We start from the raw sequence: 15,664 nt of genomic DNA, 5'->3' as shown, positions 1-15,664 counted from the left end.
CTTCCCAGGCAAGAACCATGACCGACCAAGAATCCCCAAGCTCTTCCAGCGCCCCCGCTTCCCATGCCGCCGCGGCGGCCCCGCAGCGCCTGCAGGCCCTGCTGGGCGACGGCCTGCGCCGGCGCTGGTGGCAGAGCATCACCCTGTGGCTGGCGGTGCTGGTGCTGGCCGCCGCTGCCGGCGGCTGGTGGTACTGGCAGGACCGCCAGCGCGCCCAGGCGGCGCCGCGCTATGTCACGCAGGAGGTGCAGCGTGGGCAGATCACGCTCACCGTGGCGGCCAACGGCACGCTGCAGCCCACGCGGTCGGTGAACATTGGCAGCGAACTCTCAGGCACCGTGCGCCGCGTGCTGGTGGACGTGAACGACCAGGTCAAGAAGGGCCAGGTGCTGGTGGAGCTGGACACCACCAAGCTCGACTCGCAGGTGCTGCGCTCGCGCGCTTCGGTCGCGTCGGCGCAGGCGCGCCTGGCACAGGCGCAGGCGACCATGCAGGAGGCGCGCGCCAGCCTGTCTCGCCTGGAGGAGGTGGCCCGCCTGTCCGGCGGCAAGGTGCCTTCGGCGGCCGAGCTGGACACCGGCCGCGCCGCCTACGAGCGCGCCCAGGCCGACGAGGCCGCTGCGCGCGCCAGCGTGCAGGATGCGCGCGCGGCGCTGGCCACCGACGAGACCAACGTCACCAAGGCCTCCATCCGATCGCCGATCGACGGGGTGGTGCTCTCGCGCGCGGTGGAGCCGGGCAATGCCGTGGCCGCGTCGCTGCAGGCGGTGACGCTGCTCACCCTGGCAGAGGACCTGACCAAGCTGCGCCTGGAGGTCAACGTGGACGAGGCCGACGTGGGCTCGGTGCGCCCGGGCCAGAAGGCCACCTTCACCGTGAGCGCCTACCCCTCGCGGCGCTACCCGGCGCGCACCACGCGCGTGGCCTTCGGCTCCACCAAGACCGACAACGTGGTCACCTACATCACCTACCTGGAGGTGGACAACGGCGATCTGAGCCTGCGCCCCGGCATGACGGCCGCGGCCACCATCACCTCCACCGAGCGCAATGACGTGCTTACCGTGCCCAACACGGCCCTGCGCTTCAAGCCCGCGGGCGCGGCGGGGGAAGCCCCGCAGGCAGGCCGGCCCGGTGCACAGGGCAGCTCTGGCGCAAGCGCGGGCGGCGGCGGCGGCATCATGTCCCAGCTGATGCCGCGCATGCCACGCCCCTCGGGCCAGCGGCGCAGCGCGGGCGCGGACGGCAGCCGCGGCGACGGCTCCCAGCGCCAGGTGTGGGTGCTGCAGGACGGCGCGCCCAAGCCCGTGCGCGTGAAGACCGGCATCAGCGACGGCCGCGTCACCGAGGTGGAGAGCGACGAGCTGCAGCCGGGCATGCAGGTCATCACCGACCAGCTTGCGAGCGGGGCGAAGCCATGATGGCGCCCGCCGATGCGCAGCCGCTGATCCGCCTGCGCGGCATCACCAAGGTGTACGGCGAGGGTGCGCTGGCTTTCCAGGCGCTCAAGGGCGTGGACCTGGACATCGACAGCGGCGACTTCGTGGCCATCATGGGCCCCAGCGGCTCGGGCAAATCCACGGCCATGAACGTGCTGGGCTGCCTGGACCGGCCCACCGCGGGTACCTACCTGTTTCGCGGGCTGCCGGTGCACTCGCTGTCGCGCGACGACCGTGCGCGCCTGCGGCGGCGCTTCCTGGGCTTCGTGTTCCAGGGCTTCAACCTGCTGGCGCGTACCTCGGCGCAGGAGAACGTGGAGCTGCCGCTGCTGTACCGCGGCGAGAGCACGGCCGCGCGCCATGCGGCTGCGGCCCGCGCCCTGGACGCCGTGGGCCTCAAGGGCTGGGAGCACCACACACCGGCCGAGCTGTCCGGCGGGCAACAGCAGCGCGTGGCGATTGCGCGCGCCATCGTCACCGAGCCTACGGTGCTGCTGGCCGACGAGCCCACCGGCAACCTGGACACGCAGCGCAGCCGCGAGATCATGGAACTGCTGTGGCGCCTGAACACCGAGCAGGGCATCACCGTACTCATGGTCACGCACGAGCCCGACATGGCGCAGTACGCGCGGCGCATCGTGCGCTTCGTGGACGGGCGCATCGAAAGCGACGAGCGCAATCCGCACCCGCATGCGCAGGTGCCCCGGGAAGCGCCTGCAAGTGCAGGCACGGGGGAGGTGGCGCCATGATGCTGCTCAACTCTCTGCTGCAGGCGCTGCGCTCGATACGGCGCAACCTGATGCGGTCCTTTCTCACCGTGCTGGGCATCGTGATCGGCGTGAGCGCGGTGATCACCATGGTCACGCTGGGCAACGGTGCCACGCTGGCGGTGCAGGCGCAGATCTCCAGCCTGGGCACCAACCTGCTGCAAGTGCGTCCTGGCCAGCGGCTGGGCCCCGGCGGCAGTGGCGGCGCACCCTCGTTCAAGGATGTGGATGCCGAGGCCATCGCGCAGCAGATCGGCGGCATTCTGGCCGTGGCGCCCGAGGCGCGCACCAGCGCCACCGTGGTGGCCAACGGGCGTAACTGGGCCACCAGCGTCATGGGCAGCACCAATGCCTGGCTGCAGACCGGCAACTGGACGCTGGAAAGCGGGCGCGAATTCACCACCGACGAGCTGCGCGTGGGCGCTGCCGTGTGCCTGATCGGCCAGACGGTGCGGCGGGAGCTGTTCGCCGGCGGCGATGCGCTGGGTGAGCGCGTGCGCGTGCGCCAGTTTTCGTGCGAGGTGGTGGGCGTGCTGGCCTCCAAGGGGCAGGGCGCCTTCGGCAACGACCAGGACGATCTGGTGCTGCTGCCGCTCAAGACGCTGCAGCGCCGCGTGACGGGCTCCACGCGCGTGCCGACGCTGCTGGTGTCCATGAAGGATGGCAGCGACCCCGAGCGCGTGAAGGCCAGCCTGACCGAGTTGCTGCGCGAACGCCGCAAGCTGGCCGACACCGACGATGACAACTTCAACGTGCTGGACACCAAGCAACTGGCCGACACCTTCTCGGGCACCACGCGCGTGATGACCACGCTGCTGGGCGCGGTGGCGGCCGTGAGCCTGCTGGTGGGCGGCATTGGCATCATGAACATCATGCTGGTGAGCGTGACCGAGCGCACGCGGGAGATCGGCCTGCGCCTGGCCATCGGCGCGCTGGAGCGCGAGGTGCTGATGCAGTTCCTCATCGAGGCCGTGGTGCTGGCCGCTTTGGGCGGTCTCATCGGCATCGTGCTGGCCACGGGCGCGTCGATTGCGCTGGCGCAGGTGATGGGCATCCCCTACGTGTTCCACGCGGGCGTGAACCTGCTGTCGTTCGTGTTCTCGGCGGGCATCGGGGTGCTGTTCGGCTACTTCCCGGCCCGCCGCGCCGCGCGGCTGGACCCCATCGAGGCGCTGCGCCATGAGTGAGGCGCTGCGATGGGGCAGCACCCGGCCGCGGCGTTCGATGCGGACAGGCGCCGGACTGGACAAGCCGGGACAAGGCCCCACATGCGTCGAACGCGGACGGTTTAGTCGGAGTCTCGCTGTGGTGTGCCCTGGAAGAGGATCAGGTTAAAAATGGGCGGTAGCGCCCATCCGGCAAGCGGCAGTAGCTAGATAAAACATAGCAAATGGGCGGCCGCCCGGCCGCCCTGGAATCAGGCGACGCTCTGCGTCTTGTCAGTCGATGGCCAGTCGAACGGCGCTGCTCTGCGGCGGCTTCTTGGCCAGCACCAGGGTGAGCACGCCATGTTCCAGTCGCGCCGTGCTGGCCTGCGGGTCGATGTCCTGCGCCAACTCCCATGCACGCTGCACGCGCCGGGGCGCACCTTCGGCGCTGGCGACGCGCACTTGGTTGCCTTCGATCGTGACCGCGAGTTGCTCGCGCGACAGGCCTGGCACGTCCAGCTGCACGGTGATGGCCTTGTCGTCCTGCTGCACGTTCACGCCAGTGGCGCGTGCATCGTGCGGCGCGGCTGCGGGGGCAGTGAGTGTGTGGTGCAGGAAGCGTTGCACGGCGGCGTCTCCCACGCGCGGTGCGACATAGGTGGCGTGGCGGATCACGGGGGCGAAAATCATGTCGGAGGCTCCTGGGTCAGACGCGGCACGGGTCGGCCGCATGGACCGCACATGTGTTTGCGTGCGGTGTTTTTCAAGAGTGCCCCGCCGCGCGGATGGAACGTCGCCTTGCAATGGGTTACAACGAGCGCGCGCGGGAGGGACATCGCTCAGGCTTCACAATGCGGCCCTGCTGCGGATTTTTCTAGCTGATGCCCGTGTCTCGATTCCCACGCCTTTCCCCCTTCGCTTCCCCGGGCTGCCGGCTGGGCCTGGTGGCCTGCGCCCTGCTGGCTGGCTGTGCCCACATTCCCGACACCATGCCCGGCCTGGACCGCAACCTGCAGTTCTCGCCCAACGACTTCGATACCGCCGGCATGCACACGCGCCACATGGCGGCGCCGCAGGCCAGCACCTGCGAGGCGGCCCGGCGGGCGCTGCTGAGCCAGGGCTACATGGTGCACGTGGCCTCCAGCGACACGGTGGCGGGCCGCAAGTACTACCAGCCCCACACCGACGTGCACTACGTCGTGGAGATGCGCGTGGTCTGCGCATCCGAAGGGCAGGGCGACGAGCGTACGTCGGCCTTTGCCAGCGCGCTGCAGGACCGCTACGTGATCAAGAAGATCAACAACTCGGCGTCGCTTGGCGTCGGTGGCATCGGCTCGGTGTCGCTGCCCGTCACGGCGATCGACGACACGCTGGTGAAGGTGGGCAGCGAGACCATCGCCGATCCGCAGTTCTACGAGCGGTTTTTCCAGCTCTTCGAGCAGTTCGTGCGCGCGGCGCCCGTGGTGCCGGCCGCGCCGACGGTGGCGGCCAAGCCAGCCCTGCACGAGCGCGAAGCCGTCCCGCACGCTGCGGTCGCCGCGACCGTTGCGGCGCAGCCGCCTGCCGCTGCTGCTGCAGCCGCCACCGCCAGCCCGGCTGCAGAGTCCAGCACCCCGGCGCCCATGGTTCCCGCCGGGGAGCAGCCGCGCACGCAGGCGTCCGCGCAAGCGCCTCAGCCAGCGCCAGAATCGCAGCCGGCCGGCGCATCCGACGGCGCTGCGCCGCCGGGCATCCAGCAGCTCATGGCCCAGTGAATTCCATTCTTCGTGAGCCAGCGCGCCGCTGCGCTGCCATCTTTTCCTGCTTGTGCCCGTTGCCATGATGATCCTGCCCCGCCGCCATGTTCTGCGCGCCTGTGCGTTGGCTCTGTCCTCCCTGCTGGGCGTTGCGGCGCCGCTGGCCGGTGCGGCGGCGCCGCCCCAGGGCGCGCCGATCCGCGTGGCGCTGATCGAGAGCCTGTCCGGCAGCTTTGCCAATACCGGCGAGGCGGTGTTCCGCAACATCGCCTGGGCCATGGAACGTGTGAACGCGCGCGGCGGCGTGGCACTGCCCCCTGCGGCGGGCGGGGCGCGGCCGCTGATGCTGGTGCGCTACGACAGCAAGGGCACCAACGAAGAGGCGCTGTCCGCGCTGCGCGCCGCCATTGACGGCGGCGCGCGTTTCGTCATGCAGGGCAACTCATCGGCCACGGCCGCTGCGCTCATCGACGCGATCAACAAGCACAACCAGCGCGAGCCCGGCAAGCGTGTGGTGTTCCTGAACTACTCGGCCGTGGACCCCGCCCTCACGAACGAGAAGTGCAGCTTCTGGCACTTTCGCTTCGACGCGCATGCCGACATGCGCATGGCAGCGCTCATGGAGGTGATCCGCGAGGACAAGGCCCTGCAGCGCGCCTACCTCATCGGGCAGGACTACAGCTTCGGCCAGGCCGTGCTGCGCGAAGCCCGGCGCCAGCTGGCCGCGCAACGGCCCGATGTCGCCATCGTCGGCGACGAGCTGCACGCCGTGGGCCGCGTGAAGGACTTCGCGCCCTACGCCGTGAAGATCAAGGCCAGCGGCGCGCAAGCCGTCATCACGGGCAATTGGGGCAATGACCTCACGCTGCTGGTCAAGGCTGCGCGGGAGGTGGGCTACGACGGCATGTTCTATACCTTCTACGGCAACGCGCTCGGCGCGCCCGCGGCCCTGGGCGATGCGGGCGTGGGAAAGGTGGTGGCCGTGGCCGACTGGCTGCCCAATCTGCCCACGCAGGGCAGCGAGACCTTCTACCGTGCCTTCCGCGAGCGCTTTCCCAGCCCGCAGGACGACTATGTGCACATGCGCATGCAGCTCATGGTCGAAGCGCTTGCGCAGGCCCTGCAGCAGGCGGGCAGTGACGATCCGTTGGCCGTGGCGCGCGCGCTGGAGCATGCCAGTGTGCGCCTGTACGGCCAGGCAGGCGCCATGCGCGCGCAAGACCATCAGTTCCAACAATCGCTGGTCATAGGCGTCATGGACCGCCAGGGCGCGCCGGGTGTGAAGTTCGATGTGGAGGGTTCAGGCTACGGCTTTCGCGTGGTACGGCAGATCGCGGCGGACAAGGCGCAAATGCCCAGCACCTGCCAGATGCAGCGGCTTTGATCACAGCCACGCGGGTAGATAACGGCTCAGCAGCAACCCCGCAACCAGCAGCCAGGCAAACAGTGCAGCGGCCAGCAGCAGTGGCTTGAGGCCCGCGGCGCGCACGGCATGCACATGCGTGGTGAGCCCCAGGGCCGCCATGGCCACGGCCAGCAGCAGGTCGTCGAGTCGCACACCGGCCTGTACCAATGCCGGAGGCAGCATGTCCAGCGAGTTCACGCCTGCCATGGCTACGAAGCCCAGCGCAAACCACGGGATGGTGATGGCGCCCGGGCTGCCTGTCTCCCCCCGGCTCGCGTCCGAAGCCTGTTGAGCACGCAACAGGAGGAATGACAGGATGAGCAGGAAGGGCGCCAGCATCATCACGCGCACCATCTTCGCGATAACGGCGGTGCTGGCGGCATGGGAGCTGATGGCTGTGCCGGCGGCCACCACCTGAGCCACCTCATGTACTGTGGCGCCCACATACAGGCCGTACTGCTGCGCATCCATGCCGATCCAGCCCCCGGCGGCGTTCCACCGGTAGAGCGCGGGATACAGGAACATGCCCACCGTGCCGAACACCACAACGGTGGCCACAGCCACGGCAACATCCTGGGGGCGTCCCCTGGCCACGGGGGCTGTGGCCAGCACCGCCGCCGCACCGCAAATGGAGCTGCCTGCACCGATGAGCAGCGTGGTGCGCCGGTCCAGCCCCAGCACCCGCTGGCCCAGCCAGCAGGCCAGCCCAAAGGTGCTGGCCAGCGCCAGGGCGTCGACGGCAACGCCACCCCAGCCCATGTGGGCGATGTCCTGGAAGGTCAGACGCAGGCCGTACAACACGATGCCTGTGCGCAGCAGCTGCTGTTTGGCCAAGCCCACGCCGGGCGCACAGGTCTGTGCCAGGCGTGGGTATAGGGTGTTGCCTAGCAGCAGCCCGAACACGATCGCGAGCGTCAGGGTACTCAGGCCATGCCCTACAAAAAACGGTTGACCGGCCAGGTGCAGCGCGCCCGCCGCGATGGCGCCGCTCAGCAGCAGCCCTGGCAGCCAGCGGACTGGCTCGGTAGTGAAGGAGGCGAGGGTAAGCGGAGCAAGGGGCATGACAGCGGCCGCTGGTAAAAGGTCCTTACGGCAGGCGCCCACTTTAGAAATATTAGTTATATTTGTATAACAAATACTTTTTGTAAAATCTACCTGGAAAACTGGTTCGTCTTATGCTGCATATCACCTTGCGCCAGCTCGAGATATTCAGCGCCGTGGCGCAAAGCGGCTCCACGGTGGCTGCGGCACACGTGGTGGCGCTGTCGCAGTCGGCCACCAGCGCGGCGCTGCAGCAGCTGGAGCATTGCCTGGGCGCGCCGCTGTTTGAGCGCGCGGGCCGCAGCCTGGTGCTCAACGATGCGGGACGTGCACTGCTGCCGCAGGCGCTGGAGCTGTTGGCGCAGGCGCACACCATCGAGCAGGCCTTTGGCGCGCAGAGTGCGGTCCTGCCGGTACGCCTGCGCGTGGCGGCCAGCACCACCATCGGCAGCTATGCGCTGCCCCGCGTACTGGCCGCCTTTGCGCGCAGCCACCCACAGGTGAGCGTGGACCTGCAGATCGGCAACACGCGCGAGGTGGCACACGCCGTGCAGGCGCTGGAGGCCGACCTGGGGCTGATCGAGGGCGCCAGCCACTGGCCGGGGCTGCAGGTCCAGCCTTGGCAGCGTGACGAGCTGGTCATCGTCTCCGCACCACACGACCCGTTGGTGAAGGCAGCTCAAGCCCGGCCGCTGGGCGCGGCCGCATTACGCAGTGCGCGCTGGCTGCTGCGCGAGCAGGGGTCAGGTACGCGCGAGATGGTGGAGCACGCTTTGCTGCCGCGTCTGCACCAGCTGCCCTCAGCCGCTACGCTAGGCAGTTCTGAGGCGATCGCGCGCTGCGTGGCCCAAGGGCTGGGCATCAGCTGCCTGTCGCGCGTGTTGGTGCAGCCGCTGCTTGATGCCGGCGAACTGGTGCTGCTGTCTACCCTGCTGCCGCGCATGTGGCGCCATTTTTCGCTGCTCCAGCGCGCGGGGCATAGGCAATCGCCCACGCTGGCAGCCTTCGTGCAGACTTGCCAGGCGCATGCCCGAGGGACGCCCGCATGAGACGGGTGCGCCGCTACCGTGGCGTGGCACGCGCCGTTGCGATTTCACGGCCCAGCTCAATCACCGCCATGGCGTAGTAGCTCGACCAGTTGTAGCGCGTGATCGCATAGAAGTTCTCGGTGCCGGCCACGTAGCTGGGCGCCTCAGCGCCATTCTGCAGTTCCACCAGCGCTAATGGACCCGTGTGCTGCGCGCCTTCGCTCTGCACGTGCGCCCCTTGGGCCGCCATGCTGGCGACGCTGAAAGTGGGCAGGATGTCCGGCGCCAGCAGCGCGTCCAACTGCAGCGTGGCCGCGTCGAACGCCACTGCGTAGTGCGTGGGCATGCCGCTCTGCCAGCCGTGGCCCACGAAGTAGTTGGCCACGGAGCCGATGGCGTCCTGCGCGCTGCGCCACAGGTCGATGCGGCCGTCGCCGTCGAAATCCACCGCGTAGCGCGACCAGCTCGACGGCATGAACTGCCCCAGACCCATGGCGCCCGCGTAGCTGCCGCGCGGGGTGTGCGGGTCGATGCCCGTGCGGTCCATGAGGGTCAGAAACTGCTCCAGCTCGCGCTGGAAGAACGCGCGCCGCTCGGCCGCGCGCGGGTGTGCGTCGGGAAAGTCGAAGGCCAGCGTGGCCAGCGCGTCGATCACCCGCAGGTTGCCCATGTGCTGGCCGTAGAGTGTCTCCACGCCGATGATGCCCACGATGATCTCGGCGGGCACGCCGTATTGCGTTTCAGCGCGTGCCAGCGCTTCGGCGTTGTCCTGCCAGAAGCGCAGGCCCGCGCGGATGCGCGTGGGCTCCACGAAGCGCGCACGGTAGGCCGCCCAGTTCTTGGGCGTACCCCGCGCGGGCGGCAGCACCAGGCGCGGCACCTGGGGCAGCAGCCGCGCTTGCCCGATCGCCTGGCGCACCCATTCGCGGTCCAGCCCGCGCCGCTCTGCCAGATCGTCTGCGAACTGCATGGCCTGCGCACGTTGCGCATAGTGGTAGGTGGCCGCGGTCTTGGTGGCTGTCTTTTTAGAATGATTTTGGGCTAAAGCGCTTATGGGTAAAGCGCTGACAGCTATGAAAAATGTAGCTTTTGCAAGGGTGCGGATCATGGGGCAGAGGGGCGTGGATTCTGCGCGGTGGGCCAGGGCAGGCGGCGCAATTCGCGCTGCAGGTCGGCCAGCAGGGCGCGGGGTTCGGGGGCGTAGCGGGCCTGCTCCACGCGCAGCAGCCACTGCGCGGCGGCTTCGGCGGGGGCGCCCAGTTCGGCGCGCGCACGCGCGGCCATGGTGCGTGGCGGCAGGTGGGGTGGCAGCGGCAGGCCGGCGCGTGCCAGTCGCTGGCGGGCCTGCAGCAGCAGGCGCTGCCAGGGGTCCTGGCGGCTGCGCTCCCACAGGGTCCAGCCTGCGCCCGTGGCGGCGGCCAGCGCGGCCAGCAGGCCCAGCAGGCGCACCAGGTCCTGCCAACTGGGCGACTGCAAGCCCAGCGACTTGAGCAAATCGAGCTGGCGCCCCTGGGTGTAGTTCAGCACCCATTGGTTCCAGCCGTTGTTCACGGCCTCCCACACCGACCGCAGACGGCGTACCAGCGAAGGGTTGACGACGGCATCCATCGCGGTGCCCAACACGCCGCGTGGCGCCTGCAATCGCTGGAACTGGCCGATGCGCCCCGGCGACACGGCCCCCGTGGGGTCCACGCGCACCCAGCCGCGGCCCTCCAGCCAGACCTCGGCCCAGGCGTGTGCGTCGCTCTGGCGCACAGTCCAGTAGCCGTCGATGTCGTTCATCTGACCACCCTGGTAACCGGTGACGATGCGCGATGGCACGTGCAGCGCGCGCATCAGCACCACGAAGGCCGAGGCGATGTGCTCGCAAAAGCCTTCCTTGCGGTCGAACCAGAACTCGTCGGCCGTGTGCTCCCCGTACACGCCGGGCTCCAGCGTGTAGGTGTAGCCGCCCGTGCGCAGCCGTGCCAGCGCGGCGTCGATGTAGGCCTGTGCCCCGCTGGCGGCCACGCGCGCCGCGATCGCGGGGTCGGCCTGCATCTGTTCGGCCAGGGCCAGGGTGCGGGGGTTCATCTCCGCGGGCAGTTCCACGTAGCCGTTCAACAGGGAGGTGCGCCGCGTGGGGCCGTGGGTGAAGCGCAGGTGGCTTTCGGCGCGGTAGCGCAGCACGCTGGAGATGGGCCGGCTGGCGGACCACAGCAGTTCGGGCGACATCATCGCGCCAGTGCCCTGTGGGAGTTCGGGCCGCTCCTGCACGGCGTCCAGCGTCAGCAGCCAGGGGCGGCGGCTGGGCTCCAGCGTGACCTCGTAGCGCACGGACTCACCCTGCATTTGCAGGTTGGCCGGCGTGGGGTAGGCCCAGGTGATGCCGCGCGCCTCGGGCTGCGACAGCGCATACCAGTCACGCCCGTTGAAGGCCGTGAGCACCGGGCCGCGAAAGTACAGGCTGCTTTGCGGCGGTGGGGCTCCGCCCGGCGTGTCAAAGCGCACGCGCAGCGCCACGCTGTCGTCCAGCACCAGCGACGCCATGCTGCCGATGGACATCTCCCCCGACAGGCCGCTGCGCCCCGAGCGCGCATCGTCCGGCACGCCCCACAGCGGTGCCATGCGCGGAAACAGCAGGAACAGCGCCACCATGATGGGCGCGCCCAGCAGCGCCATGCGCGCGGCGGTGCGCATGGAGGCCGCCAGCGGCGGCCGCCCCACCGGCATGTGGGCGTTGACCAGCGCGGTGAGCAGCCCGAGCAGCGCCACCAGCAGGGCGGCGGCCGTGGGCAGCGACTGCGAGAAGAAGAAGTTGGCCAGCAGCGTAAAGAAGCCGAGGAAGAACACCACCATGGCATCGCGCCGCGCGCGCAGCTCCAGGGTCTTGAGCGCCAGCAGCACCACGATCAGCGTCACGCCCGCGTCGCGCCCGACGATGGTGCGGTGCGACAGCAGCGTGAGCGCCACAGCCGCCGCAAGCAGTGCGCCAATCACCCAGCGCCCCGGCAGGGCACGCGCGCCCACGGCCAGCCAGCCGCGCCAGCCCAGCAGCGCGGCGGTCAGCGCGCTGGTCCACAGCGGCAGGTATGCGGCCAGCGGCGCCACGCAACAGGCCACCACCGCCAGCAGGAACAGGGTGTCGCGCGCTTCGCGCGGCAGATGCGAAAGCCGCTGGGCCAGATTCACGTCGAGGCTCCCGCGCGTCGATAGGGTCTGCTATTGAATGAATAGCTGGCCGCGCTTGTTGGTAGTGGGCTAGGTGCTTTTTTCATGTCAAACACAGAATCAGCACAGCGCCAGTGCCTCCAGGCAGCGGTGGCGGTGTGCGGCGCCGCTGTCCGGTGCAATCTGCTGGCCGGGCAGGCGCAGGCCGTATTCCACGCCCAGCCGGTCGGCCTGCAGCACCCAGGCCGTGAGGCGCGAGACGCGGGCCTCCGGGTCCTGCAGGCCGGTGGCGGCGCCGTCCAGCCAGAGTTCGTGGTGCTGCGCCTGCTGGGTGTCGCGGCTCACCAGGTCGTCGGTGCCGGTGGCAAGCGACTTGGCGGCTTTCTTCCAGACCACCAGCTTGAGCGGGTCACCCCGGCGGTACGCGCGCACGCCATCGAATTCGCCGATGCCGCGCGCCGGTGCCTGGCCGCCGCTGCCCGAGCGCGGCTCGCCGGCGGGCAGCGCAGGGGCGCCCACCTCCGGGCGCGGGTAGACCAGCAGCTGCGCGGCGGGCTGCCACAGCGTCCACACGCGGAACGTGCCCAGCGGGTAGCGGGTTTCCGCCATCAGCACGGGCACGTCCTGCAGCCCGCGCCGCGCGGGCAGGAACGCCACCCGCACGGTGGCGGAGCCTTCGGCGGGCACGTCGGTCCAGGCCCATTCCGCGGCCTGGCCGCCGCGCACCGCCAACGCGATGCCATGGCGCGTGGCGCGCTGCGGGTTGTGCAGCTGTACCTGCAGCAGCGCGCCAGCACCGAGGAACTGCGGCTGCGGCGGCACCAGGTGCAGCGTGAGTCCGCGCAGTGTGGCGTGGCACAGGTGCACGCCCACCACCACGCTGCCGGCGAGCAGAAAGGTGAGCAGGTAGCCCAGGTTGAGTTGGAAGTTGATGGACGCCACCAGCAGCACCAGCAGCGTGAGGGCCAGCATCCATCCCGCGCCTGTAGGCAGGATGTAGATGTTGCCCTGCGTGAGCGTGAGCGTGTCGGTGCGCCGCAGGCGTGCCAGCCACCAGCGCTGCCAGCGCGCGGCCACGGCACGCCAGGGCATCTGCCGCGGGGCCGCGGCACCGGGCGGTGCGGCCTGCTCGAATGCTGCGGGCATGGCGTCAGGGCAGGGGAACGGACTCGACCATGGCGCGCACCTGCTCCACGGCGCCGCGGCCGGCGTCGCCCACCGGCACCAGGCGGTGGGCAATGGTCTGCGGCAGGATGGCCTGCACATCGTCCGGCGCCACGTAGTCGCGCCCCTCGATGAGCGCCTGGGCCTTGGCCGCCCGCATCAACGCGATGCCCGCGCGCGGCGACAGGCCCTGGAGGAACCAGCGGCCCGAGCGCGTGGCGGCGATGAGATCCTGCACATAGTTGAGCAGTGGCTCGGCCGTGTGCACGGCCAGCACCTGGTGCTGCAGCGCGGCCAGATCGTCCAGCGACAGCAGCGGCAGCAGGCCGTCCAGCATGTCGCGGCGGTCGCTGCCGGCCAGCAGCAGGCGCTCGGCGCCACGGTCGGGATAGCCCAGCGAGATGCGCATGAGGAAGCGGTCGAGCTGGCTCTCGGGCAATGCGAAGGTGCCCAGCTGGTCGTGCGGGTTCTGCGTGGCGATCACGAAGAACGGGTGGGGCAGGGCGCGCGTCTCGCCTTCCACCGACACCTGCTTTTCCTCCATGGCCTCCAACAGCGCGCTTTGCGTCTTGGGGCTGGCGCGGTTGATCTCGTCGGCCAGCAGCACCTGGGCGAACACCGGCCCGGGGTGGAACACGAAGGCCTCCTTGCCACGCTCGTACACCGACACGCCGGTGAGGTCGCTGGGCATCAGGTCGGCCGTGAACTGCACACGCGCGAACTGCAGGCCGAAGGTGCGTGCCAGCGCATGGGCCAGCGTGGTCTTGCCAACGCCTGGTACGTCCTCGATGAGCAGGTGCCCGCCGGCCAGCAGGCAGGCCACGCAGTCCTGTACCTGCGCGGTTTTGCCCACGATCACCGTGTTAAGCTGATCCAAAAGCGACTTGATCTTCTGCTGTGCATGCATGGCGTGACGTTATCCGAAAACGATTGAGACACCGGGGAATGACTGTGAGCAAGACGGGCTATTACACCCACCGTGACTGCTGGAAGCACGAGATGGGCCCAGGACACCCCGAATGCCCGGCGCGGCTGGACGCCATCGAGGATCGGCTGCTGGTGACCGGCGTGGCCGATGCCTTGCAGCATTGTGAGGTACCGTTGGCCTCCCTGGCCGACATCGAGCTGGCCCACGACCGCATGCACATGGCTGCGCTGCGCGGCCTGTCCGACCGTCTGATCGAGGAAGAGGCCGCGGGCGGACCGCCCTATGTGCAGGTGGACACGGACACCTCGATGAACCGCCACACCTGGACGGCCGCGCTGCGCGCCGCGGGCGCCGCACTCGCCGCCACCGACGCGGTGATGGCCGGAGAGATCGAGAACGCCTTTTGCAGCGTGCGCCCGCCTGGCCACCACGCCACGCGCACCAAGGCCATGGGCTTTTGCTTCTTCAACAACGTGGCCATCGCCGCCAAGTACGCGCTGCAGCGCTACAACCTCAAGCGCGTGGCGGTGGTGGACTTCGATGTGCACCACGGCAACGGCACGGAGGACATCCTGGCCGGCGACCCGCGCGCGCTCATGGTGAGCATCTTCCAGCATCCGTTCTACCCGTACTGCGGGGACCAGGAGCCGGCGTCCAACATGCTCAACGTGCCCGTCCCCGCCTACACCAAGGGCATGGAGGTGCGCGACATCGTGGACATGGTTTGGATGCCGCGGCTGGAATCGTTCAAGCCCGAGATGATCTTCGTGAGTGCGGGCTTTGATGCGCACCGCGAGGACGACATGGGCCAGCTCAGCCTCAACGAGCAGGACTACGCCTGGATCACCATGCGCGTCAAGGATGTGGCCCGGCGCTTTGCCCGCGGCCGCATCGTGTCGTGCCTTGAGGGCGGCTACATGATGGGGCCGCTGGCGCGCAGCGTGGAAGCCCATGTGCGCGTGTTGGCAGACCTTTGATTCTTCCCCGCGCGCGCCGCGCGGTATTCGTACTCAGGAGACTTCGCCATGACTTCCTCCCCCTCCACGGCGGCCGGTGGCGGCCCACTGCGTGTGCAGCGCGACGATCGCGGCGTGGTCACCCTCACGCTGGATGACGCGCCGCGCTTCAACGCCCTCGGCCACGAGATGCTGGCAGCACTGCAGCAGGCACTGGACGATGTTGCGCGCGACGACAGCGTGCGCGTGGTGGTGCTCGCCGCGGCTGGCAAGGCCTTCTGTGCGGGCCACAACCTCAAGGATATGGCGGCCAACCCGGACTTGGCGTGGTACCAGCGCCTGTTCGCCCAGTGCAGCCGCATGATGCTGAGCATTCACAAGCTGCCCGTACCGGTGATTGCGCGTGTGCACGGCATGGCCACGGCGGCGGGCTGTCAGTTGGTGGCCCAGTGCGACCTGGCCGTTGCCAGCGAAAACGCGACTTTTGCGACCAGTGGCATCCACTATGGCCTGTTCTGCGCCACGCCCAGCGTGCCATTGGTGCGCAACGTGCCGGCCAAGCGGGCCATGGAGATGCTGCTCACCGGGGACTTCATTGACGCGCGCACCGCGTTGGACCAGGGGCTGGTCAACCGCGTGCTGGCGCCCGAGTCGCTGGACGCCGAGGTGGAGTCGCTGGTGCAGTCCATTCTGCAGAAACCCCGCGTAGCCGTGGCCATGGGCAAGGCGCTGGTGTACCAGCAACGCGAACTGGGCCTGGACGCGGCGTACCAACTGGCGGGCCAGACCATGGCCACCAACATGATGGACGACGCCGCGCAAGAAGGTGCGCGCGCCTTTGCAGAGAAGCGTCAGCCGGCCTGGAAGCCGGCTGCTGATAAGGCCTGAGCCGAGGAGCGCCGCGC

At 69.4% G+C, this 15,664-nt stretch carries 14 protein-coding genes; 8 read left to right on the top strand and 6 right to left on the bottom strand.

From position 1 onward, the window contains the following. The first annotated feature begins 17 nt into the window (after positions 1-17). The 3 genes from DTPSY_RS11605 to DTPSY_RS11595 are packed head-to-tail and all read left to right on the top strand — an operon-like array spanning position 18 to position 3,390. The gene (locus tag DTPSY_RS11605; protein ID WP_015913722.1) at positions 18-1,418 is read left to right on the top strand and encodes an efflux RND transporter periplasmic adaptor subunit; all 1,401 of its coding nucleotides are present in this window, start codon (positions 18-20) and stop codon (positions 1,416-1,418) included. Beyond that, a complete protein-coding gene (locus DTPSY_RS11600; protein WP_011805980.1) occupies positions 1,415-2,185 on the top strand; it encodes an ABC transporter ATP-binding protein in 771 nt (256 codons plus the stop codon). The genes DTPSY_RS11605 and DTPSY_RS11600 overlap by 4 nt, the downstream gene beginning before the upstream one ends. Further along, positions 2,185-3,390: an ABC transporter permease gene (locus DTPSY_RS11595; protein WP_187148620.1), complete on the top strand. Its 1,206-nt coding sequence runs from the start codon at positions 2,185-2,187 to the stop codon at positions 3,388-3,390. Before DTPSY_RS11600 ends, DTPSY_RS11595 begins: the two co-directional genes overlap by 1 nt. 252 nt (positions 3,391-3,642) lie before the next feature. Here the strand turns inward: DTPSY_RS11595 and DTPSY_RS11590 are convergent, their stop codons facing one another. Continuing rightward, complete coding sequence (locus tag DTPSY_RS11590; RefSeq protein WP_015913721.1) at positions 3,643-4,041, bottom strand: Hsp20/alpha crystallin family protein; 399 nt, start codon at positions 4,039-4,041, stop codon at positions 3,643-3,645. A 191-nt stretch (positions 4,042-4,232) separates the two neighbouring features. Between DTPSY_RS11590 and DTPSY_RS11585 the strand changes: the two genes are divergently transcribed. Together DTPSY_RS11585 and DTPSY_RS11580 are read left to right on the top strand one after the other, a co-directional pair. Beyond that, positions 4,233-5,105: a DUF2242 domain-containing protein gene (locus DTPSY_RS11585; RefSeq protein WP_015913720.1), complete on the top strand. Its 873-nt coding sequence runs from the start codon at positions 4,233-4,235 to the stop codon at positions 5,103-5,105. A 64-nt stretch (positions 5,106-5,169) separates the two neighbouring features. Then, entirely contained in the window at positions 5,170-6,471 is a 1,302-nt protein-coding gene (locus DTPSY_RS11580) for a branched-chain amino acid ABC transporter substrate-binding protein (RefSeq protein WP_015913719.1), read from the top strand. Here the strand turns inward: DTPSY_RS11580 and DTPSY_RS11575 are convergent, their stop codons facing one another. Then, entirely contained in the window at positions 6,472-7,554 is a 1,083-nt protein-coding gene (locus DTPSY_RS11575; RefSeq protein ID WP_011805975.1) for a YeiH family protein, read from the bottom strand. 113 nt (positions 7,555-7,667) lie between these two features. Here DTPSY_RS11575 and DTPSY_RS11570 point away from each other — a divergent pair, with 113 nt between their 5' ends. Beyond that, positions 7,668-8,582 carry a LysR family transcriptional regulator gene (locus DTPSY_RS11570; RefSeq protein ID WP_011805974.1) on the top strand — a complete coding sequence of 305 codons (915 nt, stop codon included), beginning with the start codon at positions 7,668-7,670 and terminating at the stop codon, positions 8,580-8,582. A 13-nt stretch (positions 8,583-8,595) separates the two neighbouring features. Here DTPSY_RS11570 and mltB read toward each other — a convergent pair whose 3' ends face one another. The 4 genes from mltB to DTPSY_RS11550 form a co-directional block, all read right to left on the bottom strand. After that, positions 8,596-9,669 carry a lytic murein transglycosylase B gene (gene mltB / locus DTPSY_RS11565; RefSeq protein WP_011805973.1) on the bottom strand — a complete coding sequence of 358 codons (1,074 nt, stop codon included), beginning with the start codon at positions 9,667-9,669 and terminating at the stop codon, positions 8,596-8,598. Next, a complete protein-coding gene (locus DTPSY_RS11560; protein ID WP_015913718.1) occupies positions 9,666-11,732 on the bottom strand; it encodes a transglutaminase TgpA family protein in 2,067 nt (688 codons plus the stop codon). Before DTPSY_RS11560 ends, mltB begins: the two co-directional genes overlap by 4 nt. Before the next feature lie 99 nt (positions 11,733-11,831). Next, a complete protein-coding gene (locus tag DTPSY_RS11555) occupies positions 11,832-12,857 on the bottom strand; it encodes a DUF58 domain-containing protein (RefSeq protein ID WP_015913717.1) in 1,026 nt (341 codons plus the stop codon). 4 nt (positions 12,858-12,861) lie between these two features. Then, positions 12,862-13,782, bottom strand: a complete 921-nt coding sequence (locus DTPSY_RS11550) for an AAA family ATPase (RefSeq protein ID WP_011805970.1) — start codon at positions 13,780-13,782, stop codon at positions 12,862-12,864. Between the two features lie 38 nt (positions 13,783-13,820). On the opposite strand from DTPSY_RS11550, the gene DTPSY_RS11545 reads away from it, so the two are divergent. Next, positions 13,821-14,780 (top strand): histone deacetylase family protein, encoded by a 960-nt coding sequence (locus tag DTPSY_RS11545; protein ID WP_015913716.1) that lies wholly within the window; start codon positions 13,821-13,823, stop codon positions 14,778-14,780. Between the two features lie 48 nt (positions 14,781-14,828). Further along, entirely contained in the window at positions 14,829-15,647 is an 819-nt protein-coding gene (locus tag DTPSY_RS11540) for an enoyl-CoA hydratase (RefSeq protein WP_015913715.1), read from the top strand. The last annotated feature ends 17 nt before the right edge of the window (positions 15,648-15,664 follow it).

This window comes from [Acidovorax] ebreus TPSY (assembly GCF_000022305.1).
Classification (GTDB): Bacteria; Pseudomonadota; Gammaproteobacteria; order Burkholderiales; family Burkholderiaceae_C; genus Diaphorobacter; species Diaphorobacter nitroreducens.
The sequence above is the reverse complement of the archived record's forward strand: the minus strand, read 5'-3'. Positions and strand labels throughout refer to the sequence as shown.

Coding starts and splice junctions, on each gene's coding strand:
- DTPSY_RS11605 (WP_015913722.1), top strand. CDS start 18: ATGACCGACCAAGAATCCCCAAGCTCTTCCAGCGCCCCCGCTTCCCAT.
- DTPSY_RS11555 (WP_015913717.1), bottom strand. CDS start 12,857: ATGCCCGCAGCATTCGAGCAGGCCGCACCGCCCGGTGCCGCGGCCCCG.
- DTPSY_RS11550 (WP_011805970.1), bottom strand. CDS start 13,782: ATGCATGCACAGCAGAAGATCAAGTCGCTTTTGGATCAGCTTAACACG.
- DTPSY_RS11600 (WP_011805980.1), top strand. CDS start 1,415: ATGATGGCGCCCGCCGATGCGCAGCCGCTGATCCGCCTGCGCGGCATC.
- DTPSY_RS11590 (WP_015913721.1), bottom strand. CDS start 4,041: ATGATTTTCGCCCCCGTGATCCGCCACGCCACCTATGTCGCACCGCGC.
- DTPSY_RS11575 (WP_011805975.1), bottom strand. CDS start 7,554: ATGCCCCTTGCTCCGCTTACCCTCGCCTCCTTCACTACCGAGCCAGTC.
- mltB (WP_011805973.1), bottom strand. CDS start 9,669: ATGATCCGCACCCTTGCAAAAGCTACATTTTTCATAGCTGTCAGCGCT.
- DTPSY_RS11580 (WP_015913719.1), top strand. CDS start 5,170: ATGATGATCCTGCCCCGCCGCCATGTTCTGCGCGCCTGTGCGTTGGCT.
- DTPSY_RS11540 (WP_015913715.1), top strand. CDS start 14,829: ATGACTTCCTCCCCCTCCACGGCGGCCGGTGGCGGCCCACTGCGTGTG.
- DTPSY_RS11570 (WP_011805974.1), top strand. CDS start 7,668: ATGCTGCATATCACCTTGCGCCAGCTCGAGATATTCAGCGCCGTGGCG.
- DTPSY_RS11545 (WP_015913716.1), top strand. CDS start 13,821: ATGACTGTGAGCAAGACGGGCTATTACACCCACCGTGACTGCTGGAAG.
- DTPSY_RS11595 (WP_187148620.1), top strand. CDS start 2,185: ATGCTGCTCAACTCTCTGCTGCAGGCGCTGCGCTCGATACGGCGCAAC.
- DTPSY_RS11585 (WP_015913720.1), top strand. CDS start 4,233: ATGCCCGTGTCTCGATTCCCACGCCTTTCCCCCTTCGCTTCCCCGGGC.